Origin of the sequence: Streptomyces sp. NBRC 110611 (genome assembly GCF_001590865.1) — a bacterium.
Taxonomy (GTDB): domain Bacteria; phylum Actinomycetota; class Actinomycetes; order Streptomycetales; family Streptomycetaceae; genus Streptomyces.
Genome location: NZ_BBUY01000002.1, coordinates 321,538 through 343,840, shown reverse-complemented (window position 1 = coordinate 343,840; position 22,303 = coordinate 321,538). Strand labels below are relative to the sequence as shown.

Below are 22,303 nucleotides of genomic sequence, written 5' to 3'. Positions count from 1 at the left end.
CCCCCGGCAGTCACCGCCCGTTCGCCCAGCTCGACCACGCACTCAGTGATGCCGAGGTCGAAGTCCGCTTCCACGCCATCGTCACCGACCTCGCAGGCACACCGACCGAACTCGTCTCCCCCGACGGCACCCTGGCCTGGCATCTGCGCACCACCCTGTGGGGCCTCCCGCTCCCCGGGCAGGACCAGGGGCAGCATCGACTGCCCCTGCGCTTCGCCGACCAGATGGCCGCGCAGGACGGACGAAGGGCTCGCACAAGGCGGCGTGCCGGTCTACCAGAGCGGGCCGAACGCGGGCATGAGGATTTCGAGGAGCGAACTGACGTGGCGTAACTCCGACCGTGACATCATCCCGTCGCACGAACTCACCTACTAACACCTGAACTCGGTCGTGCAATACTGGAACAGTATCGGATGCAATTTGGGACGGACAACTCGGAATGGCTTCTGCAGCGACGTAGACGATATGGAACCGATGGCGCGCAGCGAGAGCTCCAGTGGCGGGGCCCGCATGGGTGCAACCTGCCGGCAGGGTGCCGGCCCCAACTACTCCTGCAATTAACGCACGGCGAGGGACAGGAGGCGCTTAAGTGAATCTGACTGCCAAAGTTTCCGGCATTCCCGGAGCTGCGCCTTTTGGCTCCCTTCTAGGGGCATGGCACTGGTCACCGAACCCCCGCTTCAACTTCTTCGCCGCGCTGGACAGGGACGGCGAGCACTTGCTCCAGGTCAACGTGGTGGACGCCTGCGACCACGACCTGGTGCGCGCGCTCCTGGAGTTCGCACGCGAGCACGCCGCTGAGGTGATCGCTGTCGGCCGCCCGCTGACGTTGCTGGAGGGATTTCGCCACCCTGGTCATGATTTCGATGGTGTGGCCATCGCTGCTCCCGGCATACACGGATACCTGGCCAGAGAGTTCCCGGATCTCCATTCCGTCGCCTACGCAGTATTTCCCGGATGCCACTCGGAATTCTCTGGAACTGAGAGTGAGGAAGAAGCCCAGGAGCGGGTCCGGAAAATGCTGCGGACAACCGAACTTGACCGTGACCCGGTCCCCTTCCTGAAAATTCGCTACGAGAACACGCGGACCAAAAGCAAAAGCACCGGCCTGGACCGCGGACTTGCCACGCTCCCGGTACTCCTGCAAGAGCTTCAGCTCCTGCAGGACGCTCCCGGAAGCTTCGTGGAGTGGGAGAACCGCCACGGCGACATCTGGCGGGCCCAGTGGGACGACGGCCTCCGCTTGCACGGCCCCTCAGTGGCGGATCGGCCAACGGACCCCAATGCGCTTCTCCCCTTTGCAGAGCAGACCATCACCGGTGACTACCGCCCTTCCTAGCCTAGGCGCCTTCGGATTCTGTCTGGGGGGTCCGAAGAAGCGAAGCGTGGTGTCGAGGCCTCCTCGGGTGGTCGCTGGGGCGAAGGTCGGTGTGAGTGCCTTGGCTCGGAGTTGTGCGATGGCTGCGACCTCGGTGGGTGGGGCTCCGCTGCCTGGTTCTGGGAGTCTTCCGTCCGGGGCAGTGGTGGTGAGTCGGATGACCGGATGAGTAGGGCGGGCAGGTGCGGCAGGATGCGGTCCTCGCGTATGTACGCGTTCTGCGGCCGGGCAAGGCCGGGTGGGGTGGCGCTGGTGTGGCCGTGGCGGCAGCGGTACGCGGGCCGGTGGTTTCGACCAGCAGGATTTCATCCGGCGGCTGCATACCCCGCAGCGCAGCAGTCCTGCCAGCAGCAGATAGGTCCGGCCTGGTGCAGTTTCTCTGACCGCTCGGGTGTGCTGTGCGGCGATGGAGTCGGCTTCGGATATCAGCGCCGGATGTGCGGGCTTGGTGGAGGTGACCCAGTCCTCGGGGGTGTTCCCGCGCATGACGTCTCGGTGTCCGAGCCCGGTGTTGTCCGGAAGCTGAGCTGATAGGTATGGCCCATGTTCATGGTGCGGACCGTCGCGGGGCTTCTCGATGCGTCTACGCTTCTCGGTCCGGTGTTGTCCCACGAGCACCTGCGTCTCGATCTTTGTCGGCGGGGCGACGAGGGTGCCGTTCTCGATGGCCGGCATGCCGAGCATGTCGTCGCCGAACTCTCTTCTCTGCGCGAGGAGTTCGGACTGTCCTTGGTCGTCGAGCAGACGTGCCGAGGTATGGGGCGGGATGTGGCCGCGCTCGTCGGCCTCTCCGCGGCCTGCGGCGTCGCCGTGGTGGCCGCGACCGGCTGGTATCACGAGGCGTTCCACCCCGCGGAAGTGCGCGGTGCGGATGCGGACTTCCTGGCCGAGGTGCTGGTGCGGGAGATCGAGGTGGGGATCGGTCCGCGGCGGATCCGGCCCGGGCTCATCGGGGAGGTCGGGACCAGTGGTGAGGAACCCAGCGCGGCGGAGCGCCGTACGTTCGCGGCCGCGGCCCGGGCCGCCGTCCGCACCGGACTGTCGGTGGCCACGCACGCCCACCTCGGGTGTGGCGGCCTCGTCCAGCTACGGCTGTTGACCGGTCAGGGGCTGGCACCGCACCGCATCGCGATCGGTCATCAGGACCTGCTGGACGACCCCGCCACCCATCGCCGGCTGGCCGCCGAAGGTGCCTACGTCTCGTTCGACACCATCGGCAAGTACCGCTACCAGGACGACGACGTCCGCCTCCGGCTGCTCCTGGCGCTGCTGGAGGCCGGTCACGCCGACCGGCTGCTGCTCTCCTGCGACGTCTCCCGCCCCGCCTACCTCACCAGTCGCGGTGGCATGGGCTACGGCCATCTGCTCCGCACCTTCCTGCCCCGGCTGCGGGCTGCCGGTGTCACGGACGACCTCGTCCAGCAGATGACTCGCCGCAACCCACTGAGCTTCCTCACGGGCGCGAGCGGCGAGGAGTCCAGCAGCGAGTCCAGTGGCAAGTCCAGCGGTGAGCCCAGTGGCGAGTCCGGCAGCGAGTTCAGTGGCGAGTCACCGCGGCAGAGTTCGTGACAGGTGGGCCGTTACTCGTGAGCGATGGTGAGGTGGGCGCGTGCCCGGAGTTCGGTGGTGGTGAAGTAGTGCCGTTCGACGGCCTGCCAGGTGGTGATCCAGGCCAGTCGCCGGGCGTCGCGGCCCCGTGCGTAGAGGCGCCTCAGGCACACGTCGCCGGGGGTGTCGACGAACACGACGAGGTGGTAGAGCGCGGCGAGTTCCGGGCGGGCGGTGAGTACGCCTTCGACGATGACCGTGCCGGTTGGGGTGATGTGGCCCGGTTCATCGTGTCGCAGGCTGTTGGTGGCCGGGTCGTATCGTTCGTAGTGCGCGGCGCGGCCCGCGCGCAGCGGGACGAGTACCTGGTCACGCAGCCGTTGCCAGGTGAACAGTCGCGAGTAGCCCTGCCGTGGGGTCATGGCGACCCGCTCGCGCCAGGGCAGGGGGCGGAAGAAGTCGTCCCCGTGCACCACCGCGGCCGGGCGGGGGCCACCGAGGCGGTGGGCCAGCTGGGCGGCCAGGGTGGTCTTCCCTGCCCCGGCCGGACCGTCGAGCGAGACCAGGGCCGGTCCACGGCCCGCGCTGCGGGTGATCATGTGGGCGAGCTCTTCAACTGCGGGAGAGGGCACTGCCATACGCCCATCACACACCGCGGCGCGCGCCCGGTGGGAAGGCTTCCCGCCATGAGGACATTCGCAGAGGGGCCGCGCAGCGGCACGTTCGGGGTGGCGCTCACCCGCCGGACCGTGGTCGCGGGTGCGGTCGGCAACTTCATCGAGTGGTACGAGTTCGGCGTCTACGCGTTCTTCGCCACCGTCATCGCGGCCAACTTCTTCACACCTCAGGGCGGCGGAGCCGCGGAGGCACTGGTCACGACCTACGCGTCGTTCGCGCTGGCCTTCTTCTTCCGGCCCGTGGGGGCGTTCCTCCTCGGTCGCGTCGGCGACCGCTTCGGACGCCGACCGGCACTGACCATCACCGTACTGGCCATGACCTCCGCGACGACGCTGATCGGTCTACTGCCCACGTATGCCATCGCAGGCGCTGCCGCCCCCTGGTTGCTGACGGCGTTACGGATCGTGCAAGGCCTGTCAGCCGGCGGGGAGTTCGGCGGCGTGGTCGCCCTGATGACGGAGTGCGCACCACCCGGGAAGCGGGGCGCGTACGGCGCGTGGCAGTCGCTCACCGTCGCGCTCGGGCTGCTCGCGGGTGCCGGTGCTGCGACACTGGTGACAGCCGTACTGACGGAGGGACAGGTCGCGGCCTGGGGGTGGCGGCTGCCGTTCCTGGCAGCCGCGCCGATGGGTGCGGTCGCCCTGTGCCTGAGGCTGCGACTGGGAGAGTCCCCGGAGTTCTTCCGAGCCCGGCAGGCTCGGGCGGCGGATGCCGTGCCCGCGGCGCGGCGGTCGCGACGGGCATGGCGGGCACGGTGGGAAGCGGTTCCGGGGCCGGCCGCCGTGTCCCTGTGCGCGGCTGCCGAGGCCGATGCTTCCGGACCGCCGGCAGAGGCGAAGAAGGTGGTGTCCGGGGTTGTCCTGGGGTGTGGGCGGCTCATGGCGTGGTCGGCGGCCGGATACACGTTCCTCGTCGTCCTGCCGACCTATCTTCAGCACACAGTGGGCGAGAGTCCGAGGCGGGCGCTGCTGGCCACGCTCGTCGCGAACCTTGGTTTCGCCGCCTCGATCCTCCCGGCGGGTGCGCTGAGCGACCACCTGGGCCGGAAACCCGTCATGGCCACCGGCGCCGCCATGACCGGGCTGTCAGCACTGCCTCTGCTCCATGTTGTGCAGTACCGGGACTCCCCGGTGTGGCTGACGTACGGCGCGGTGGCACTCGCCGGCGCCCTGGTGGGCCTGTTGGCCGGTCCGGGCCCGGCGATGCTGGCCGAGATGTTCCCCACGCCGACCCGGCACACCGGCCTCGGCGTGGCCTACGCGCTGGCGAACGCGGTCTTCTCCGGCTGTGCCGGCCTGTTCATCACCGAACTCATCCGCCGCACCGGAAACCCCGATGTCCCCGCCTATTACGTCCTCGCCACCTCTGCTCTGGGCACCCTCGCCCTCGCCACCATGAAAGACGACGATCACCGCCGGAGGCTGGGGGATTGAGAGCCGTCCCCTACACCCGGTCTCTTCAGGCGCGCCCCTGGAAGCTCGACCAGAACCACTGACGGCTCCGGGTGTGCGTACGGGGCGGCTGTCGCGGCTCTTGTTGCCGCGACGTGAGGACGTAACGGAGTGAGGGCGCTCTCTGCCAGCGCGTTGACCGCCCCCAGGTCAGCAGCCTTGGGTCGAGCCGCTCGCCAGGGCCTTCCCGCCTCCGGCCCGTGCACCCGCTTCCGCCCGTGCGCGCCCGGCCGGTTGGCCGGTTGGCCGGTTGGCCGAAGCCTGTTCGTACTGCGCCGAGGCGAACGAACCGCGCGTGCCGGGCATGGGGCGGCGGGTGTTACTTCTCGGCCGTGCCGGGCTTCCCCCTGATGGATTCCTGGTAGACGTCCGCATAGGTGGGCGAGTCCTTGACCAGGTCGTCGCAGAACGCGGCGACGTCGTTGCCGATGAGTTCCAGGACGCCCTTGCCCCCGGCGACGCCCTCCTCGAAGAAGTCGACGATCCCGGGGAGCAGGGGCCCGTCGGCCAGGTCGATCGGTCCGACCTTGAACAGGTACCTCTGCATCTCCGTGTAGACGATGTGGTAATCCGGCGGGAGCGCCTTGACCCGAGCCATGTGTGCCCGCCACTGCTTCTTGCCCTCGATGATGTCCTGGATACCCACGTCAGCCTCCCAGCGAGGTGGCCCTTGATCTGTTCCCACGCTGCCCGGTAGTCGTCCGGCAGGGCCTCGGCCCGGGCGTCGAACGCCTTCCATTCCCGGGTGAGATCGCTGCCTGTGATGGTCTCCCAGAACTTCATCTCCGGCCCTCCTTGAGCCTGTCGATGCGTGATGAGACGTACTGCCATTTCGCCCAGAACTTCGTGAGTTCCTCGTGTCCGGCGTCGTTGAGCGCGTAGAACTTGCGCGGCGGACCGACCCCGGATGGTCGTTTCGTCACCTGGACGAGACCGTTCCTCTCCAGTCGCAGCAAGATGGTGTACACCGTCCCCTCGACGACGTCGGCGAAGCCGAGCTCGTTCAGCTGACGGGTGATGGCGTACCCGTAGGTTTCCTCGCCGCTGATGATTTCGAGCACGCACCCTTCGAGCGTGCCCTTCAGCATCTCCGTCAGGTCGTCCATCGCGAACTCTCCTCAGCCTCTCTCAGTACTTCGTGCTACTGAGTACCGGTGTACGGTATCACCGAGTAGCGGGGGAGGGGGGGAGGGGAGGAGTCGGTAGAACGATGCAATGACGGCAGGCGTGGACAAGGCCGGTTACGCGCCCTTCGCGCACCTGACCGCACCCAACGCCGCCCTCTGCCGTCAGGTGATGGTTGCGTTCCCGGTGGCCAAGGAGCGGTTCGCGGTGCACCTGCGGCCGGAGGCCGTGCACGCCGCGCTGCCGCACATCGTCACGCAGCTGCGGGCCCTGCTGGTGATCGCCGCCGAGCAGGAGGAGGACGGGCCGGACGCGGCCAAGGCGCATCTGGCGCTGTCGGCGCTGACCGGCCGGTTCGAGGCGCTGGCGGAGAACGCCCGGGCGTTCATGGGGTCGTTGCAGCGCACCATCGACCTGCACGGTGTGGAGGTCGAGGTCTTCCTCGCGTACAAGGACCGGTTGATCCAGTACCTGGAGCGGTTCATCCAGGGTTTGATCACCCTGGGTGGGCGGATCGCCCTGCTCATAGGGGAGTCGGAGGAGCAGGGGCGGGCGGGGCTGTCGGCCGTGTTCGTGTCGGCGGACGGCCGTGAGTCGCAGGCACGTCTGCTGCGCGGGCGCGCGCTGGGAGCGATTCCCCAGCCTCTGGCCGTGGTACGGCAGTTGAACGAGCGCAGGGCTGGGCGCTCGGACCGGTCCGCGGACTTCCGCACCCTGGCCCGCTGGTTCGCCGAGGCCCCCGACGACGAGGCCCGGCACCGGCTGTGGCGCGCCGCGTTCGACCTCCATCCCGCCCGTCATCTGACCGTCGACGCCGAGACCCTCGCCGGACGCAGCGCCCGTCCGGTGGCCGCGTCCACCCCGTGGGCCGAGGCCGAGCCGCTGCGGATCAGCCCGCAACTGCGCCGCACCGGAAGCTACGAGCGGCGCGGCGGGGCGCGCAAGGTCCAGGACCGTTCCGAGGGGCGGCAGCGCCTCGCGGAGATCGCCGCGAAGCAGGCGGAGGAGGCGGAGGAGGCCGCGGCGGCCCGGGCCCGGCTGGCCACGGACGGCACCACGCGGCTGTCCGCGCTCGGCGAGCTCGATCCGCTCACCTTCGGCCTGTTCCTGCGGTTGCTCGGCGATGCTCTGGCCACCTGGCGGCCGGGCAGCACGACGACCGTGGCGACCAGCAACCCCGGCTCGATGGAGATCCGTCTCACGGCCCTGACAGACGGTACGACGGCCGAGATCCGCACGCCGGGCGGGGTGTTCCGCGGGCCCGACCACCTGGTCGAGATGCTGCTGTGCCTGGCACTGGCCGCGCTGGAGCGCGGCGAGGCGCAGATCGCCCTCGGCCGGCTCGCCGAGCAGGTGGTCCTGGACGCCGCCGACCCCTACCTCACGCTCGACACCCTGATCCGCACCCGGAAACCCGAACTGGCCGAATGGGCGGACCGATTGCACCGGGACGGCCTCGTACGGCGCCTCGCCCGCCCCCCCCGCACACGGCCCGCACCCTGCTGGAGCGCGCCACCGAAGCCCTGCGCCGCCTGCCCGTCGAACCCGCCGTGTCCCTCCCCGCCTTCGCCGCCCACACACTCGGCGACGCGGGAGAGCCAGCCGTGCTGACCCTGCGTCAGCTCGTCCGTGCCCCAGCGCGAACGACACCCACCACGGTGTACCTATGCGAGAACCCGACCGTCCTGGCCACCGCAGCCGACACCCACGGCCATGCCTGCCCGCCCCTGGTGTGCCTCCAGGGCCGGCCCTCGGCCGCCGCCCTCACCCTGCTCCGTCACCTGCACGCCCACGGGGCCACACTCCGCTACCACGGCGACTTCGACTGGGGCGGCCTGCGCATCGCCACCGCCCTGCTGCGCCGCGTTCCCTGGCGTCCCTGGCGCTACACGGCGGCCGACTACCGCAGTGCGGCCGCCGCCACACCCCTGGCCCCGCCTCTGACCGGTACGCCCACCACAGCCGGATGGGACCCGGACCTCCGCCCGGCCCGCACCGAACTCGGCGTACGTACCGAGGAGGAGTCCGTCCTGGCCGACCTCCTGGCCGATCCGGCCCCCGCACGCTCCTGACCCCGGGGTTCGGCGGGCGCGGCCTGAGTCTCCGCTCCGGCTCGTCGGCCCGCTCACGCCGCCGTTCGGCGGGTGATCAGTTCGAGTAGGCGCAGCACGGCGGCATCCGCGTCCGGGCGCCGAACCGCGGCCACGGTGGTCTTCAGATAGGGCGATTCCCCGCGCAGTGGAACGAAAGCAACGCCGGGAATGGGGAAGTCGCGCAGACGCTCGGGCAGGAGGGTCACACACAATCCGGAAGCGACATAGCTGAGGAGGCCGGTGAGATCGTCGGACACGGCCCGGCCCAGCGGCGTGAAACCCGCGTCGTGGCAGGCGAGTTGAACCTGCTGGGCCAGCGCCGGCAGTGCCGCGGCGGCGGGCAGGACGAAATCCTCACCCCGCAGGTCGGCGAGGCCGATTTCCTCGGCCGCGGCCAAGGGGTGATCGTGCGGCAGGGCCGCGGCGATGCGCTCGACGGCGAATTCCTGGCTGACGAGCTCGGCCGACAGGGGCGAGGGGTCGCGAAGGAACCCCAGGTCCAAAGCGCCGGAGCGGACCATGTCGGCGAGGGCGGCCGCCGAGTCCTGGTGCAGGTGCACGCGCAGCCCCGGCAGCTCCTCGGACGCGGCCCGGAGGAGTCCGGGCAGGTAGTGGTGACTGAGAATGCTCACGTACCCCACGCGGACGTCCCCCTCCAGGCCGGCCGCGACCCGCCGTACCCGCTCGATGGCCGTGGACTGGGCCTCCAGGAGCCGCTGGGCGTCCCCGGCGAACACCTCGCCCGCCCCGGTCAGGGAGACCCCTCCCGGGCCCCGCTCGAACAGCCGCACCCCGAGGCCCCGCTCCAGTCGCTGGATCGACTGGCTGAGCGGCGGCTGGCCCATCGAGAGGCGCTCCGCGGCGCGGCCGAAATGCTGCTCTTCGGCCACCACCAGGAACTGCTCCAGCAGGCGGTTCGTGAGATTGATATCCCTCGCCATATGGATCATGAATCAATCATATATTGGACAGACATGCTTCGGGAGGCGTCCACTGGGTCGTGGGCGCTTCGCACAAGAGCGCGGCGCTCCTTCCCCTGGAGGCCAAGATGCATAAGCAAGATGTCGCGCGGCTGGTCACCACCCCGCTGGACTCCCCGGCCTACGCGCCCACCCGGTACCGGTTCACCAACCGCGAGTACCTCAACATCTACTACCGCACCGATCCCGAGGCGCTGCGCCGGCTCGTCCCCGAGCCGCTGACCGTGACCGAGCCGCTGGTCCGCTTCGAGATCATGCGGATGCCCGACACCACCGGCCTGGGGGACTACACCGAGGCGGGCCAGCTCATCGCCGTCGAGCACGAGGGCGAAGCGGGCGAGTTCAACCTGGCGATGTACGTCGACAGCGTTCCCGCGATCTCCAGCGGACGCGAGTTCAGCGCGTACCCGAAGAAGTCCGGTTCCCCCAGCCTCCGCGTCGACTCCGACACCCTGGTCGGCACGCTCGACTACGGCACCCTGCGGGTGGCCACCGCCACCATGGGCTACAAGCACCACGCCCTCGATCTCGACGAGGCGCGCGCGGAAGTCTGCTCCCCGCACTTCATGATCAAAACTGTGCCGCACTACGACGGCACTCCCCGCATCTGCGAGCTGGTCCGCACCCAGATCACCGACGCCACCGTCAAGAGCGCCTTCACCGGCCCCGCCCGCCTGCAGCTCTTCGCCCACGCGATCGCCCCGCTCGCGGACCTGCCCGTCCTCGAAGTCGTCCGGGCCAGCCACCTCGTCACCGACCTGACCCTCAACCCGGTCGAGGCGGTTTACGACTACCTCGCCGGCTGAGACGGCACGGCACCCTCTTCGAGAAAGCTGCACCACCATGACCCTCATTCCGGAGCCTGCCCCGGACGCCACCACCTCCGGTCAGGACGCCACCACCTCCGGTCGGGACGGCAGCGCCGCCCTGGACTCCTACCGGCGCGCCGCGATCATCGGCGGCGGCGTGATCGGCATCTCCTGGGCCGGCCTCTTCCTCGCCCGCGGTATCGACGTCGTCATCAACGACCCCCGACCCGACATCGAGGGCCTCGTCCTGGCGGGCCTGGACGAGATCACCCCCGCGCTCGCCGCACTCGGACTGCCCACCGAGAACCTCGCCGGCCGGCTCTCCTTCGAAGCCGACCTGGCCACCGCCGTCGCCGGCGTCGACATCGTCCAGGAGAACGGCCCCGAGCGCCCGGAGCTCAAGCAGCGGATCTGGCAGACCATCGAGCAGGCCGCTCCCGCCCACGCGCTGCTGGCCACCTCGACCTCCAGCATCCCGGCCACCGCCATCGCCCAGGCGATGCGGCAGCCCGAACGGCTCGTCGTGGGCCATCCCTTCAACCCGCCGCACCTCGTGCCGCTGGTGGAGATCGTGCCGGGCGAGAAGACCTCCGAGGACACCGTCCGGCAGGCCAAGGCCTTCTACACCGCTCTCGGCAAGAAGCCGCAGGTACTGCGCAAGGAGATTCCCGGCTTCGTCGCCAACCGCCTGCAGTCCGCCCTCTTCCGCGAATGCGTCCACCTCGTCGCCCAGGGCGTGGTCACGGAGCAGGAACTCGACGACATCGTCACCGCCTCCATCGGCATGCGCTGGGCCGTCGGCGGCCCCTTCCGCACCTTCCACCTCGGAGGCGGTCCCGGCGGGCTGCCCCACTTCATCGAGCACCTCGGCCGCGCCATGGAAACCAGTATGTGGCCAGCCCTGGGCACCCCCGCCTTCGACGACTCCACCGTCGCGGTCCTCATCGACCAGGCACGCGAGACCTTCGGCGACGGCACCGTCGAGGAACTCGCCGCTGAGCGCGACCGCGCGCAGATCGCCCTCATGCGTGCCCTGGACGCCACCCCGGACTCCGGCTCCGTCAGCCGCGCCTGACCCCCTCCCCGCCACCGAAACACACGTGAGAAGCGAAAACACCATGTCGCTCACCGAAAAGATCACCAGGGCCATCGCCGACCCGGCCACCGACGACGCGTTCGATGTCCATGCCGAAACGGCCGAGGTTCTCGCGGGCATAGGGCTGAAGCCGGAGGACACCGGCGGCACGATCACCTACGAGGGTGCCGACCCGGTCGTGCCCAGCACCCTGCGCCTCGGCGCGGCCTCCGGCATCGCCATGGTCGCCAAGTCCGCTGCCGTCGCCGCCCTGTGGAAGGACCGCACCGGCCGTGGCCAGGACCTCCACATGGACCTGCGCGTGGGGCCGCACCGCCTGTGCCCGTTCTACGAGCAGAAGTGGGAGCTGCTCAACGGCTACCCCGGCGGTACCCCGTCCATCATCAACATGGCTCTCGCCAACAACTTCTACCGGACCGCCGACAGCCGGTGGATGATGCCGTTCAACATCTACCCGAACATCAAGGTCGCCGCCGAGAAGCTGCTCGGCGTCGGTGACGTTCCCGAGCACGTCGGGGCCGCGATCGCGCGGTGGAACGCACGGGAGCTGGAGCAGGCCGGCGCGGAGGCCGGGTGCGTCATGCCGATGGTCCGCACCCCCGGCGAGTTCCTGACCGAGCGTCAGTACACCGAGGTGCTCGCCGGCCTGCCGCTGGTGGAGATCACCCGGGTCGGTGACAGCGACCCCGAGCCGCTGCCCGCAAACCCCACCGCCCCGCTGGACGGCGTGCGCGCGCTGGGCATGGGCCACATCATCGCCGGTGCCGGCGCCGGTCGCGCCATGGCCCTGCACGGAGCGGACGTGCTGAACCTGTGGCGGCCCTACGAGCTGGAGCACGACGTCACGTATCTGACGACCGGTGTCGGTGTGCGCTCGGCCATGGTGAGCCCGTACACGAAGGAGGGCCTGGCCAGGATCCACGAGCTCCAGGCGGGTGCCGATGTCTTCTTCGCCAACCGCCGCCCCGGCTTCCTGAGCTCCATCGGCCTGTCCGTGGACGAGGCCATCGCCCGGCGCCCCGGTCTGATCCACGCCACGGTGTCGCTGAACGGGCGGAGCGGACCGTGGAAGGACTACCTCGGCTTCGACCAGACCGCGGGCGCGCTCACCGGCCTGCTGCACTTGGAGGGCGACGGCGACAAACCGGCCCTGCCGCCCATCACCGTCGTCAACGACTACCTCGTCTCCTGGTTCATGACCGCCGGCATCACCGAAGCACTGCGGCGCCGCGCTGTCGACGGCGGCAGCTACCGCGTCCACGTCTCACTCTCCCGCGTCGCCCTGTGGATCCTCTCCATGGGCATCTTCGACAAGGCCTACGCGCAGCAGGTGGCCGGTACCGGTGAACTCCACGCCTACCCGGACCCCGAGGTCTTCACTGCCGAAACCCCGCTCGGCCACTACCAGGGCATCACCGACCAGGTGAAGATGTCGGACACCCCCGGCGCGTACCGGCAGGTGCTCGTCCCGCGCGGCTCCCAGCGCCCGGAATGGCTGCCCACGGCCTGACCCCTCCACCGCACGTCCTGTCCGTCAGCCCTTCCGTCAGCCCTTCCGTCAGCCCTGGGCGGCGTCCAGCAGGGTGTCGAACGCGGTGGCCACCGCGATGCTCTTGGCGATGTCCCTGGGGCTGGCCTCCGGGTTCGGTCCGCCGTACCAGACGTGGGCCTCCACTTGGTGCCTGGCGATGTAGGCGATCGCGTCGTCGGAGGCCAGGCCCGGGTAGTCCACTGCGACGTCGGTGAACATGTAGTCGATCCAGGGGGTGGCGAAGCGGATGACGTCGACGACGTAGGGCTTGAACTCGTCGCTGTAGGTCGCGCAGAACAGCACCTGTTGACCGTCGTTGATGAGCGCGACACGCAGGTCGTGGACCGTCCCGAGGCGGTTCTCCCAGTAGGGGGCCTCGATGCAGGCTTTCTCGGCGCGCTCCAGGAAGACGGCCGGACCGGTCGGCTGGATGACCGGTGCCACCAGGGTGAACTCGGAGCGGTTCACCGCTCGCAGACCGACACCATCGGTCTGCGAGCGGGGGCGCTGGAAGTGCTCGGCGATCTCCTCGACAGGTACGTCCGGGGAGATCGGCCGGTAGGTTGACGGGTCGAAGTCGTACATCGGGGTCCCTTTCGGGGAGACGTCAGGCCGGGTCGGGAAGGACTTCGGCCGCCGAGGCCGGTTCGGAGCGGGGCTGACCGTTCAGCTCGTGGCGCAGCAATGACGAGCGCCGGTACACCTCCTTGCGGACGGTCTGGATCGAACCGATCGGCACATGCTCCGGTGGACAGCGCCATGGCGTGAACGACAGCGCGTCGGCGGCGGTGAGATTGCCCTCGCCGCCGATGTCCTGGCGGGGGAAGCGCAGTGTGGCGACCGTCACGAAGGGGGACTCGTGCTCTTCCCATTCGACGGTGAGGTCGTCGACGGGCATGGTCTCCAGGGATGCGCACAGCTGCACCTGGAAGTCGAACTCGTGCTCCTCGCGGGCGAGTTCACTGATCAGGGCGGGGCGGAAGACCTCGTCCCCACTCGTCGGGTCGAGGTCGCGGGCCCGCACGCCGGCCGCCGATGCGTGCGTCGGGCGGATGCGCAGTTTGGCGAGGTAATCGCCGTGGCGCACCGCTCCCATCGAGAAGAACGAGCTGAGCAGGAGGTTCTGCCAGCGGGCCCGCTCGCCCAGCCGCAGCATCGCGCCGAGCTCGTCCCAGGCCCACTGTGACGGAGGCAGCGTGCCGTATCCGGTGACCCAGTCGTAGAACATCTGGTGGCTGCCACTGCGGCCGGTGAGCCGGTACTGGGGCAGGTCGATGAAGAGCTTCGCCAGGAATGTGTAGTGTGCCGCGGTGTTGCAGAAGAAGACGGGCCCGTTGATCATGTTGAAGTCCATGGTGTGACTGGCGGCCTCGTCCGGCAGGGTGGTGGTGGCATCCACCCCGAACACCTTGGTGGCCATGCCGACGACGTTGCCCAGCATCCGGTCGGCGCCCAGATGGGACAGCCCGTTGGAGTAGCGGACCAGCGCGTCGTGGGTCCCGGGCCTGCCGTAGATGCCCTGAGCGTACTCGGGCGGAACACCGTCGAGGATCTCGAACGTGCCGCGCACCAGCCCGTACGCCTTCGCGTGGGCGAAGCGCACGGCACGGTGTTCGCCCTCGCCCTCCACCGAGCCCCGCTCGAAGTCCTCGACGACGTCGATGACCTGCTGAAGGTTCCGGTCGAAGTCCGGTTCCGGCGGCGCGACATCGGGTGCGTACCGTACAGGGGTGAAGCTCAGCTCGGATGGTGTCACCTGTCGTCCTCCGGACGTGACGAGTGCGGCGTGGTGGAGGGGGCCCCGGCCGGGTCGGGCAGCCCGGTGAGCCACGTGAGCGCGGCCAGGCCGGGCAGGAAGCAGTACTCGCCGCCGCGCACGGTCACGAACCGGGGCAGGCCGGTGAGCCGGCGGCGGACCGGCCGGGCCGGGATGGTGTGCGTGCCGGTACCGGCGTTGTCGCCGACCAGCGGGTCCCGCTCGGTGCCGAGGCCGGCGAAGTCGCCGCGGTTGAGCCACACCTGCTGCACGAACTCGAACTGCCGGGACAGACTGGCGCCCAGGAAGACGAAGATGATCCCGCGCTCCGCGCCGTCGTCCTCAAGGACCCCGTCGGGCAGCACCGGGCCGTACGCGGCGCCGCGCCGCAGCACACGATGGATTCCGGTCTCGACCACCGTGTCCACGAGACTGTCCCTCGGGTTGGCGCGCCGGATGTGCGCGCCGCGCGGCACACACAAGCCCCGTGGGTCGTCTTGGTAGCGGAAGTCGTTGTTGCGCATCGGGTCGGCGCCCAGCTCCGGGTCGTCGTGGTCCGGTGCCAACGCGAGCGGGGCGCCGCTGCGCCAGCGACCGACGATCTTGGCGGCGAGCAACTCCTCGTCCTCGGCGGAGCGGGCGGTCTCGCGCAGGTACCTGCGGAACGCGGCGACGTCCGAGTGCATCTGGCGGAAGGCCAGATAGCAGCCGTTGCGACCGAGCACGTCCGGGACCGGTCCCTTCGGCGGCACCCCGGACTGGTCCGGGTAGCCGAAGACGAACTCACCGGGCTGGACGCTGTCCTGGCCGGGCAGCGGCCGGTCGGCGCTGCCGAGCAGGTACGGGCTGGAGATGCCGTCCCGGAACCCGAAGTGCTCGCGCCCGGTGACCGGGACACCGACGTCGAGCCGGTACACGAGACTCACCCCGGCAAGGCGCCCGGCAGCGTCGACCGGCTCGTGAAGTCCCGCGGGCGTCTCCGCGATGATCATCACCCCGATGTGGACGTCGGGGCCGCCCAGCGGCGGGGTCCAGTTGTCGGGGTCGTTGGCCCCGAGGTCGCCGAGAACCTCCTTGCGAGCGGCCATGCCGGCCCGGAATTCCTCGGAGAAGGAGGCGAGCGACTCCTGCGGCACGCCCAGCCGGGCCAGCCCACGGTAGGTGAAGGCGACGTTGAGGGTGAACGGCCGGGGCAGCTCCCAGTCCGCCGCGCTGGTGATCTTCGGCAGGACCTCGCGCAACGACCGCTTCGCCGCGGCCGGGTCATCGATGCGGTAGAGCAGGTACACGCCGTGGTAGTCGTCCGGGCGGCGGCGCAGCACAGTGCCCTGGATATCGTCCAGCTCCAGGCTCGGCACCGCACACACGGGAAGCCCGCTCAGCCTTGCGGCTCGAACTGACGGGAGATCAGGGACACGGCGGGCCTCCTCCATACCATCACAAATATGCACACACTATGCACCGTGGAGGTCGACGTCGGGCGGACATTCGGTTGCCGTGTCGCGCAAGGGAGCAAGGAGTGTCCGGAGGCGAGACAAGGACCAGTGGCGCCCGTGCGGGCACAGGCGCGAGGTGCGACCATCACCGGGTCCCGGTCACGGAAACGTGGTGACCGGGGCCCGGGATCAGCCGCTGTGGTGGGTGCCGGCTGCCGTTAGTTGCGGTACCGGAAGACGATCCGGCCGCGCGTCAGGTCGTACGGCGGGAGCTGCACCAGCACCCGGTCTTGCAGGTAGATCTTGATGTAGTTCTTGCGGATCTTCCCGCTGATGTGTGCGAGCACCTGGTGGCCGTTGTCGAGCTGCACGGTGAACATGGCGCTGCGCAGGCACTCGACGACCCTGCCCTCGACTTCGATGACGTTCTTGTTCTTCGTCATCGCACCAGCTCCAGGTTGCTGCCCACCGGCCGGGCGCCGATGCCTTCCACCAGCGCCGAGGCCGCGTGGTGGGACTCGTGCACTTCGGTGAAGGCGGTGGTGAACCCGGAGCGGTGCAGTGTGCCCAGTGCGTGGGCCAGCAGTGCCCGCGCGATGCCGCGGCGCTGCTCGCCGGCCCGGACCGCGAGCAGCCCGATGCGCGGCCGGTTCACCGTCACCACCCGGATCAGACCCAGGTAGCGGTCCGGCGCCGCGGCCACCGCGTACTTCTGCGGGTCGACGAGGGTGTCGCCTTCGGGGCGGGCAATGACCTCCGCGGGCATCGACTGCCACCACCCGACGGTCGCCTCGACTTCGTCGCGGATCGCGCGGTCCACCGCCCGCAGCAGACTCTCGTCCGCTTGGCCGGCGGGCACGATCGTCACACCCGAAGGCGGCAGGACCGCTGCGAGCCCGGTGACCTGTGGGTCGGTCGGCACGGCGTACTCCCACTCGCGGCGCCGGACCGTGAATCCGGCCCGCTGCCAGCCGGCCGTCAGCGTGACGTCGGCTTCGTCGACCACCGTGTACAGCGGCGCCGGCAGTGCCGCCAGCATCGCCCCGGCGAGCCGGTCGAAGGCGGCCTCGTGCCAGGCGTCGATACTGACGAACAAGCGCCCGTCGGGCCGGTGCTCCGCATGCCCGCGGCCGACCACCAGGTCGTCATCCAGTGCGTGCCACTGCCTGTCCGCGACGCGTGTGATCATCACCGCGTCCTCGCTCGGGCCAGAGGTGGACGAGGTGGAAGAGGCGCAAGGCTTCGTGTTCATCTTCATCGGAGTCTCCTTCCAGGAGTGCCTCGATCTCAGGCGCTCCTGGCGACACCGACGTCAGCCGCCGGACCGTGACGGGTTGAGGGAGCACCCATGGGTGACTGTGTTCACGGGGCTCACCTCCATACGACGACGAATTCACGGTCCGCCACGAAAGTAGCAGCGCGGTGCCACCTCGCTCCAACCCTTTTCTGCGAGCTCGTCACGCGGCCGTGATCCGGCCTTCTCGAGGCGTCTCCGGCACATGAGGCGACATGAGGCGGCCGGCTTGGTTCAGGCCGTCAGGTGTGCCAGCACCGAGCGCATCGCGTGGTGCACGGCCTCGCGTGACTCGTCGGTCGGGTCGCGGGTCTCGAAGCCGTGGTGACCGTGCGGCACGTCGACGACCTCGACGTTCACCCCGCAGTCCTTGGCCATGGCCAGGAACTCCTCGACGGTGGCGGCGATCTCGGGCATTTCGAGACCCGCCCGGGTGAGCACGACGGGCAGGGCGCCCGCGTCCGCCACCGCCTTCGCCGGATGGAACCGGCTGCCGGCCAGCCCCCAGTTCGGCATCGGCGCCAGGATCGGGTAGCTGGCCGCCAGGCAGCGCAGCCACGCCGGGGGTGCCCCCAGCCAGTCCGCCGTGAGCAGACCGCCGCCCGAGAAGAACCACAGCGCGACCCGGTCCGCGTCCACCCGTGGATCGGCCCGGACCAGTTCCACCGCGGCGGCCACATCCGCGGCGGCGCGCCCGTAGTCGGCCAGGTCGTGCAGGCGGTGGTCGAAGGTCACGCCCACCACCCCCTGCTCGGCCGCGTACCGGGCGTACCCCACGAAGGTCGGCCAGTCCCGCGGGGTCGGGCGGGCCTCGGCCGGCACCGGGCCGCCGTGGACGAACACCACCGCCGGACGCGGGCCCTGGGCGTCGGGCAGGTACAGGTCGACGTTCTCCGTCCGCTCACGGGGGAGTTCGGGTACGTCCAGCAGAAACGGCCGCAGGTGTGACGGCGGCTCCGCGGCGCCGGCCGGCTCCAGCCGGTGCCCCTCGCCGGCCGCGGCCCGCAGCAGGACCTCCGCCAGCTCGGCGGGGCAGGACAGCATCGGCCAGTGCCCGGTAGGGAGGTCGAAGAACGTCACACCGGGAGCGGTCAGGGCCTGCAGGGCGGGGTCGCCGAAGCCCACCTGCAACTGGACCATCTCGATGCTCGCGCCGTTGCCGTTGCACAGCACCCCGGTGAGGGGCACCGCGGCCACCGCCCCGGTCAGCCGCAGCGGCTGGATCAGGGTGCCCAGCGGCTGCGGCGCGGCAAGGGCGGTGAGGCGGTCCAACGCCGCCTCGGGGATGCCCTCGGTGCTGCCCCAGCGCTGCCAGTCGTCGCGGCCCGGGGGCGGCAGCTCCCCGTCGCCCCCGTCCGCCCCGCCCGGCCCGCTCGCGCCGGTACGTCGGGCCAACTGCTCGCGCAGGGACAGGTCAGGCACCGCGGCCAGGGCCGGGACGCCGTCCTTGGGCATCCCCGAGTCCAGGTAGACGATCCGGGCGATGCGCTCCGTCCGGCGGTCGGCGGCGCCCAGCACCGGGTGTATCCCGTAGTCGTGGCCGACCAGGACGATCTCCCCGTCGGCCGCCGCGCCGGCCGAGTCGATCGCCGCGAGCACGTCGGTGATATGCGTCTCCAGATCGATGCGGACCCCGGCGGTACCGCGCGGCCCGCCGAGCCCGGTGAGGGCCGCCGTGTGCACGTCAGCGCCCGCCGCAGCCAGCCGCGCGGCCGTGTCCTCCCACACGTGCGCGCCGGTGAACACGCCCGACACCAGGATGAATGCAGTCATGACCCTCTCCTCAGTACGCCGTCGTACGCGGATCCGGACCGATCCCCGGCCGCGCTCGCCGGTACGGTAGGAACTCCCCCTGAGGGAGGTTCAAGTGTTCACGACATACGACGGTCTGTGCAGCATCGGCGAACTCGCCGAGCAGGGTGGCGTCACCGTCAAGACCGTCCGCTTCTACTCCGACCGCGGCTTGCTGCCGGAGGCCTCCCGCAGCGCCGGCGGGCACCGCCGGTACGGGCCCGACGCACTCGACCGGCTGCGCCTGATCCGCTCCCTGCGCAACCTCGGCCTACCGGTCCCCGAAGTGCGCCGAATCCTTGACGAGGAGGACGAGGGGGGCGAGGAGGACAAGGGGAGCGGCGTACTGGAGGGTGCCGTGGCGGGGCAGCTGCGCGAACTCGGCTCCCAGCTCAAGTCCCTGCGCTGGCGGGAGGCGGCGCTGCGTCTGGTGCAGGAGTGCCCGCCCGGGGAGCGCGCCGACCGGCTGCGCCTGCTCGGCGCGGTGACCACCCCGCCGAGCACGGATCCGCTGGTCCGGTTCTGGCGCGCCTGGCTGCCGCCGCGGATGCCTGCCCGGTCGACCGCCGCGTTCCTGGAGGTGGCCGTTCCGCAGCCGCCTGACGACCCGAATCCGGCCCAGGTGCTCGCCTTCACCCGGCTGAACGCCTTCGTGACCAGCCCGTGTACGGGGGGAGAGCAGCCACAGCCCGAGGTGCACAAGGCGGCTGGGGCCCGCGGGGCGGCTGTGCTGTACGCGGGCTTGACCGAGGCGTACGAGCTGGCGGGCGCGCAGCTGCGCCAGAACCGGAGACCGTGCCCGGGCGAGGCGCTGGACAGCTTCGTGGCCGCGTACGCGAGTGCGTACGCGGCTCGGGACACCCCGGACTTCCGCCGTCTGCTGGCCGGGCAGCTTGCGGTCGACCCGCGGATCGACCGGTACTGGGAGCTGGTGGCCGAGGTGATCACCCCGCCGGGCGGCCGGCCGGAGACAACCCCCGGGGCCGCGCACGACTGGCTGCTCGTGGCACTGGACGCGCAGACGACCGCCGCGGCGGGGTGAACCGGCCGCCCGCCACCCGGCCCGGTGCCTGGATCGGCCCGGTTCCTGGCTGGGCCCGGTTCCCGGCTTGGACCGGTCGGACCGATCTCGGTCTTCCCCCGGTCCGGCAGCCTGCTTATGCTCGGACCGTTTCCGTGCGAAGTGATCCACCTGCTCCCGGCACAGTGAGGTGGCGTGCATGCCCGGATGGATGGACCTGGCATACACCACGGCCGGTGGTGTCGTCGGTGCCGCGGTGACCAACTACCTCTCCAGGAACCAGGAGCGCCGACAGTTGCGTGCGGCGGTCATGCAACAGCTCCTGCGTGTGGCAACGGTGTGCGACAGGGTAGGAGACATCGCGCCGAGCCGCGGACAGAGCCCGAGCCCGTCCCGGTACCTGGTCGGGGAACGCCTGCTTGCCACGGCGCGTTTCGGCGTCACGGCGGTCCTGGACGACGGCGGTGACGCCGAGCAAACCCAGCGGGAAGCGATCTCGGATCTTGTGGTGGCCGCGCTCTCGGCCGGCATACCGCGCACGGTCCTGGACTTCGCCGGCGGTGGCGAGGAACGCGCCCTGCAATGCAAGGCCATCGAACTGATCGATGTCCGCCTCGGCGGTGTCCTGGGGGAGTCTCTTGACGAACTCATGGCGCACAGTGAGGCATACCGGCAGGCGACAGCCCAACACTTACTCCGGGCACTGTGGCACCCATGGCAGACGCGATTGCGGTTGCGTGCACGTCTTCGCGCGTTGCGCCAAGACGTCGACGCGCTCCATCGCAGACAACAAGCGGCGATGTCCGTCCTGGCTCAGCCGGAGCACACCCAAGCCCTCGCCGAGCGACTCGGTCACCTGTAGTTCGGCCAGTCGTTCCCCGGAGTGTTCCCGTGACCGGTCCCTGAGCATCGCGACGAGCGATGCGTCGATCGTTCTGGATTGTCAGGTCAGCGATGTCGGCCAACTGCCGTGCACGCTCGATTTCGTAGCGGTCCACTCCGTCATCGAGCTCATCCGAGGTGAACTCGGCCGAGTTCATGGCGTGATTGCAGCAGGATTCGATGTTCTCCCGATCCAGCGTTTCCCGGTACTTACATGCGTAGTACAGCGAGGCAGCGCCGTCGTACGCGTACGCGAGCAGCCCGTCCGGCTCTTCGTCGCCGACCAGCTCCGGCAGATGCTTCAGCCGATCGGCCAGGTCCGACCCGCCCGTTCGGCGTCACAGCCGTCCAGGAACTGCTCCAGCGCTGCTTCGTAACTCACCAATGGAATGTCCTCACTTGCGTGCCCATTTCCTTCGGATGCACGCGGCATCCGCGCCAGAGGCAGCAGCTCCGGCTCCGGTGCGGGCCTCGGACATGTGGGCCTCGTATCGAGGGCACTGACCTGCGCGTGCACGTCGCCGACGCCACCCGCGACCTCTGGCGCGCGGAGAGCAGGGAGAACAGCCTGGCCGAGCAGGAACGCTTCCTGCTCGACCAGCACGACGGCCTCTCGCTCGAAGAGGTCGGCGACCCCGGACGCCATTTCCTGCGCGACCCCGCCCCGGAGTTCGTCGGCCCCTCCACCGGCACCACGCCGGTCCTCGGCTGCTCCTGCGGCCACTGGCCCTGCTGGCGCGTGCACAGCGGCGAGGGCCGAACCGGCGAGACTCGTCCGCCTCGTGATCACCGTTCAGCAGGGCCGTCCCATGGGGTTCGTCGTCCAACGGCGGCAACGTCGCGCATCGCCAGCAGGAAACGCTGCACCACAACCAGGTCCGCCTCATCGAAGGAGCGCATCGCGGCGACCATCTCGTTGATCAGCGGCCCGAAGAAGGACCAGCCCAGGGCGACGGCCTTGTCCTCGACGGCCAACAGCACCCGGCGCCGATCGTAGGTGTCACGCTCACGGCGCACGAGCCCCCTCCGCTCGAGCCGGTCGACGAGAGCCGTGACGGCCGCCGAGTTGAGCCCCAGCTGCGCGCCCAGCCATCCCGGGGTGGCCGTTGCGCCCGACCGGGCGGCGTCAAGGAGGCTGATCAAGGCGCGTACGTCCGTGGGGTGCAGCCCGTTGCGGGCCGCGAACTCGCCGCCGAACAGGTCGAGTTCAACCGTGACCGCCCGGAGAAGGTGCACCAGTTGCAGACCAGGGTCATGATCGTCCGGCATCGAGGATCGGTCTCCCTCGTTCCCAGCCTCCCCGGCCTCCCCAGCCTTCCTCACCCGTCTTCGTCCCCCATCTCTTATTATCTCGTTCATCGAGATAACTGTTGACCGAGACATTACACGGGCGACCACGGCGGCGACAGCAGCAGTTCGACATCAGTGGGGGCA

Annotated in this window: 20 protein-coding genes and 2 pseudogenes; 9 read left to right on the top strand and 13 right to left on the bottom strand. The window is 70.0% G+C overall.

The features are described from left to right. Positions 1 to 589: 589 nt before the first annotated feature. Both AZE13_RS36220 and AZE13_RS06075 read left to right on the top strand, forming a co-directional pair. A complete protein-coding gene (locus AZE13_RS36220; protein WP_147264611.1) occupies positions 590 to 1,339 on the top strand; it encodes a hypothetical protein in 750 nt (249 codons plus the stop codon). Positions 1,340 to 1,921: 582 nt separating this feature from the next. Then, complete coding sequence (locus AZE13_RS06075; RefSeq protein ID WP_066927730.1) at positions 1,922 to 2,947, top strand: phosphotriesterase; 1,026 nt, start codon at positions 1,922 to 1,924, stop codon at positions 2,945 to 2,947. An 11-nt stretch (positions 2,948 to 2,958) separates the two neighbouring features. Here the strand turns inward: AZE13_RS06075 and AZE13_RS06070 are convergent, their stop codons facing one another. Further along, positions 2,959 to 3,564 (bottom strand): uridine kinase, encoded by a 606-nt coding sequence (locus tag AZE13_RS06070; RefSeq protein ID WP_079123744.1) that lies wholly within the window; start codon positions 3,562 to 3,564, stop codon positions 2,959 to 2,961. A 48-nt stretch (positions 3,565 to 3,612) separates the two neighbouring features. Between AZE13_RS06070 and AZE13_RS06065 the strand changes: the two genes are divergently transcribed. Then, positions 3,613 to 5,037: an MFS transporter gene (locus AZE13_RS06065; RefSeq protein ID WP_079123743.1), complete on the top strand. Its 1,425-nt coding sequence runs from the start codon at positions 3,613 to 3,615 to the stop codon at positions 5,035 to 5,037. Between the two features lie 337 nt (positions 5,038 to 5,374). On the opposite strand, the gene AZE13_RS06060 is transcribed toward AZE13_RS06065, so the two are convergent. The 3 genes and pseudogenes from AZE13_RS06060 to AZE13_RS06055 all read right to left on the bottom strand — a co-directional run bounded on the left by AZE13_RS06060 (position 5,375) and on the right by AZE13_RS06055 (position 6,161). After that, positions 5,375 to 5,701: a DUF1048 domain-containing protein gene (locus tag AZE13_RS06060; RefSeq protein ID WP_066927726.1), complete on the bottom strand. Its 327-nt coding sequence runs from the start codon at positions 5,699 to 5,701 to the stop codon at positions 5,375 to 5,377. Between the two features lie 14 nt (positions 5,702 to 5,715). Continuing rightward, positions 5,716 to 5,838 (bottom strand): annotated as a pseudogene (locus tag AZE13_RS38975) (DUF1048 domain-containing protein); the annotation flags it as partial. Next, a complete protein-coding gene (locus tag AZE13_RS06055) occupies positions 5,835 to 6,161 on the bottom strand; it encodes a PadR family transcriptional regulator (protein WP_066927725.1) in 327 nt (108 codons plus the stop codon). The gene AZE13_RS06055 and the pseudogene AZE13_RS38975, both read right to left, overlap by 4 nt. Before the next feature lie 109 nt (positions 6,162 to 6,270). On the opposite strand from AZE13_RS06055, the pseudogene AZE13_RS06050 reads away from it, so the two are divergent. After that, positions 6,271 to 8,252 (top strand): annotated as a pseudogene (locus tag AZE13_RS06050) (TIGR02677 family protein). A 53-nt stretch (positions 8,253 to 8,305) separates the two neighbouring features. Here AZE13_RS06050 and AZE13_RS06040 read toward each other — a convergent pair. After that, complete coding sequence (locus AZE13_RS06040) at positions 8,306 to 9,223, bottom strand: LysR substrate-binding domain-containing protein (RefSeq protein WP_258527611.1); 918 nt, start codon at positions 9,221 to 9,223, stop codon at positions 8,306 to 8,308. A 98-nt stretch (positions 9,224 to 9,321) separates the two neighbouring features. On the opposite strand from AZE13_RS06040, the gene AZE13_RS06035 reads away from it, so the two are divergent. Genes AZE13_RS06035 through AZE13_RS06025 form a run of 3 tightly spaced genes read left to right on the top strand, consistent with a single transcriptional unit; the run spans position 9,322 to position 12,668 of the window. Beyond that, positions 9,322 to 10,059: an acetoacetate decarboxylase gene (locus AZE13_RS06035; RefSeq protein ID WP_066928495.1), complete on the top strand. Its 738-nt coding sequence runs from the start codon at positions 9,322 to 9,324 to the stop codon at positions 10,057 to 10,059. 37 nt (positions 10,060 to 10,096) lie between these two features. After that, positions 10,097 to 11,137 carry a 3-hydroxyacyl-CoA dehydrogenase family protein gene (locus AZE13_RS06030; protein ID WP_079123742.1) on the top strand — a complete coding sequence of 347 codons (1,041 nt, stop codon included), beginning with the start codon at positions 10,097 to 10,099 and terminating at the stop codon, positions 11,135 to 11,137. A 43-nt stretch (positions 11,138 to 11,180) separates the two neighbouring features. After that, the gene (locus AZE13_RS06025; protein WP_066927716.1) at positions 11,181 to 12,668 is read left to right on the top strand and encodes a CoA transferase; all 1,488 of its coding nucleotides are present in this window, start codon (positions 11,181 to 11,183) and stop codon (positions 12,666 to 12,668) included. 48 nt (positions 12,669 to 12,716) lie between these two features. Here AZE13_RS06025 and AZE13_RS06020 read toward each other — a convergent pair whose 3' ends face one another. The 6 genes from AZE13_RS06020 to AZE13_RS05995 all read right to left on the bottom strand — a co-directional run bounded on the left by AZE13_RS06020 (position 12,717) and on the right by AZE13_RS05995 (position 18,948). Next, positions 12,717 to 13,274: a hypothetical protein gene (locus tag AZE13_RS06020; protein WP_066927714.1), complete on the bottom strand. Its 558-nt coding sequence runs from the start codon at positions 13,272 to 13,274 to the stop codon at positions 12,717 to 12,719. A 22-nt stretch (positions 13,275 to 13,296) separates the two neighbouring features. After that, positions 13,297 to 14,445 (bottom strand): catalase family protein, encoded by a 1,149-nt coding sequence (locus AZE13_RS06015; protein WP_258527610.1) that lies wholly within the window; start codon positions 14,443 to 14,445, stop codon positions 13,297 to 13,299. Next, positions 14,442 to 15,803 (bottom strand): Dyp-type peroxidase, encoded by a 1,362-nt coding sequence (locus AZE13_RS06010; RefSeq protein WP_258527609.1) that lies wholly within the window; start codon positions 15,801 to 15,803, stop codon positions 14,442 to 14,444. The genes AZE13_RS06015 and AZE13_RS06010 overlap by 4 nt, the downstream gene beginning before the upstream one ends. A 296-nt stretch (positions 15,804 to 16,099) precedes the next feature. Further along, entirely contained in the window at positions 16,100 to 16,324 is a 225-nt protein-coding gene (gene infA, locus AZE13_RS06005) for a translation initiation factor IF-1 (RefSeq protein ID WP_066927710.1), read from the bottom strand. Next, positions 16,321 to 17,133 carry a GNAT family N-acetyltransferase gene (locus AZE13_RS06000; RefSeq protein WP_066928490.1) on the bottom strand — a complete coding sequence of 271 codons (813 nt, stop codon included), beginning with the start codon at positions 17,131 to 17,133 and terminating at the stop codon, positions 16,321 to 16,323. The genes infA and AZE13_RS06000 overlap by 4 nt, the downstream gene beginning before the upstream one ends. 276 nt (positions 17,134 to 17,409) lie before the next feature. Next, on the bottom strand, positions 17,410 to 18,948 hold the full coding sequence (locus AZE13_RS05995) for a dienelactone hydrolase family protein (RefSeq protein WP_066927708.1): 1,539 nt from the start codon (positions 18,946 to 18,948) through the stop codon (positions 17,410 to 17,412). A 94-nt stretch (positions 18,949 to 19,042) separates the two neighbouring features. Between AZE13_RS05995 and AZE13_RS05990 the strand changes: the two genes are divergently transcribed. After that, the gene (locus AZE13_RS05990; protein ID WP_066927706.1) at positions 19,043 to 20,008 is read left to right on the top strand and encodes a MerR family transcriptional regulator; all 966 of its coding nucleotides are present in this window, start codon (positions 19,043 to 19,045) and stop codon (positions 20,006 to 20,008) included. 178 nt (positions 20,009 to 20,186) lie between these two features. Next, positions 20,187 to 20,849, top strand: coding sequence for a hypothetical protein (locus AZE13_RS05985; protein ID WP_258527608.1), 663 nt, complete (start codon positions 20,187 to 20,189; stop codon positions 20,847 to 20,849). A 321-nt stretch (positions 20,850 to 21,170) separates the two neighbouring features. Here AZE13_RS05985 and AZE13_RS05980 read toward each other — a convergent pair whose 3' ends face one another. Then, entirely contained in the window at positions 21,171 to 21,515 is a 345-nt protein-coding gene (locus AZE13_RS05980; protein WP_066927704.1) for a hypothetical protein, read from the bottom strand. 140 nt (positions 21,516 to 21,655) lie between these two features. Continuing rightward, positions 21,656 to 22,138 (bottom strand): MarR family winged helix-turn-helix transcriptional regulator, encoded by a 483-nt coding sequence (locus AZE13_RS05975; RefSeq protein ID WP_066927702.1) that lies wholly within the window; start codon positions 22,136 to 22,138, stop codon positions 21,656 to 21,658. Positions 22,139 to 22,303: the final 165 nt, after the last annotated feature.

Coding starts and splice junctions, on each gene's coding strand:
- AZE13_RS06075 (WP_066927730.1), top strand. CDS start 1,922: ATGTTCATGGTGCGGACCGTCGCGGGGCTTCTCGATGCGTCTACGCTT.
- AZE13_RS06070 (WP_079123744.1), bottom strand. CDS start 3,564: ATGGCAGTGCCCTCTCCCGCAGTTGAAGAGCTCGCCCACATGATCACC.
- AZE13_RS06065 (WP_079123743.1), top strand. CDS start 3,613: ATGAGGACATTCGCAGAGGGGCCGCGCAGCGGCACGTTCGGGGTGGCG.
- AZE13_RS06055 (WP_066927725.1), bottom strand. CDS start 6,161: ATGGACGACCTGACGGAGATGCTGAAGGGCACGCTCGAAGGGTGCGTG.
- AZE13_RS06040 (WP_258527611.1), bottom strand. CDS start 9,223: ATGATCCATATGGCGAGGGATATCAATCTCACGAACCGCCTGCTGGAG.
- AZE13_RS06035 (WP_066928495.1), top strand. CDS start 9,322: ATGCATAAGCAAGATGTCGCGCGGCTGGTCACCACCCCGCTGGACTCC.
- AZE13_RS06030 (WP_079123742.1), top strand. CDS start 10,097: ATGACCCTCATTCCGGAGCCTGCCCCGGACGCCACCACCTCCGGTCAG.
- AZE13_RS06025 (WP_066927716.1), top strand. CDS start 11,181: ATGTCGCTCACCGAAAAGATCACCAGGGCCATCGCCGACCCGGCCACC.
- AZE13_RS06020 (WP_066927714.1), bottom strand. CDS start 13,274: ATGTACGACTTCGACCCGTCAACCTACCGGCCGATCTCCCCGGACGTA.
- infA (WP_066927710.1), bottom strand. CDS start 16,324: ATGACGAAGAACAAGAACGTCATCGAAGTCGAGGGCAGGGTCGTCGAG.
- AZE13_RS06000 (WP_066928490.1), bottom strand. CDS start 17,133: ATGAACACGAAGCCTTGCGCCTCTTCCACCTCGTCCACCTCTGGCCCG.
- AZE13_RS05995 (WP_066927708.1), bottom strand. CDS start 18,948: ATGACTGCATTCATCCTGGTGTCGGGCGTGTTCACCGGCGCGCACGTG.
- AZE13_RS05985 (WP_258527608.1), top strand. CDS start 20,187: ATGCCCGGATGGATGGACCTGGCATACACCACGGCCGGTGGTGTCGTC.
- AZE13_RS05980 (WP_066927704.1), bottom strand. CDS start 21,515: ATGGCGTCCGGGGTCGCCGACCTCTTCGAGCGAGAGGCCGTCGTGCTG.
- AZE13_RS05975 (WP_066927702.1), bottom strand. CDS start 22,138: ATGCCGGACGATCATGACCCTGGTCTGCAACTGGTGCACCTTCTCCGG.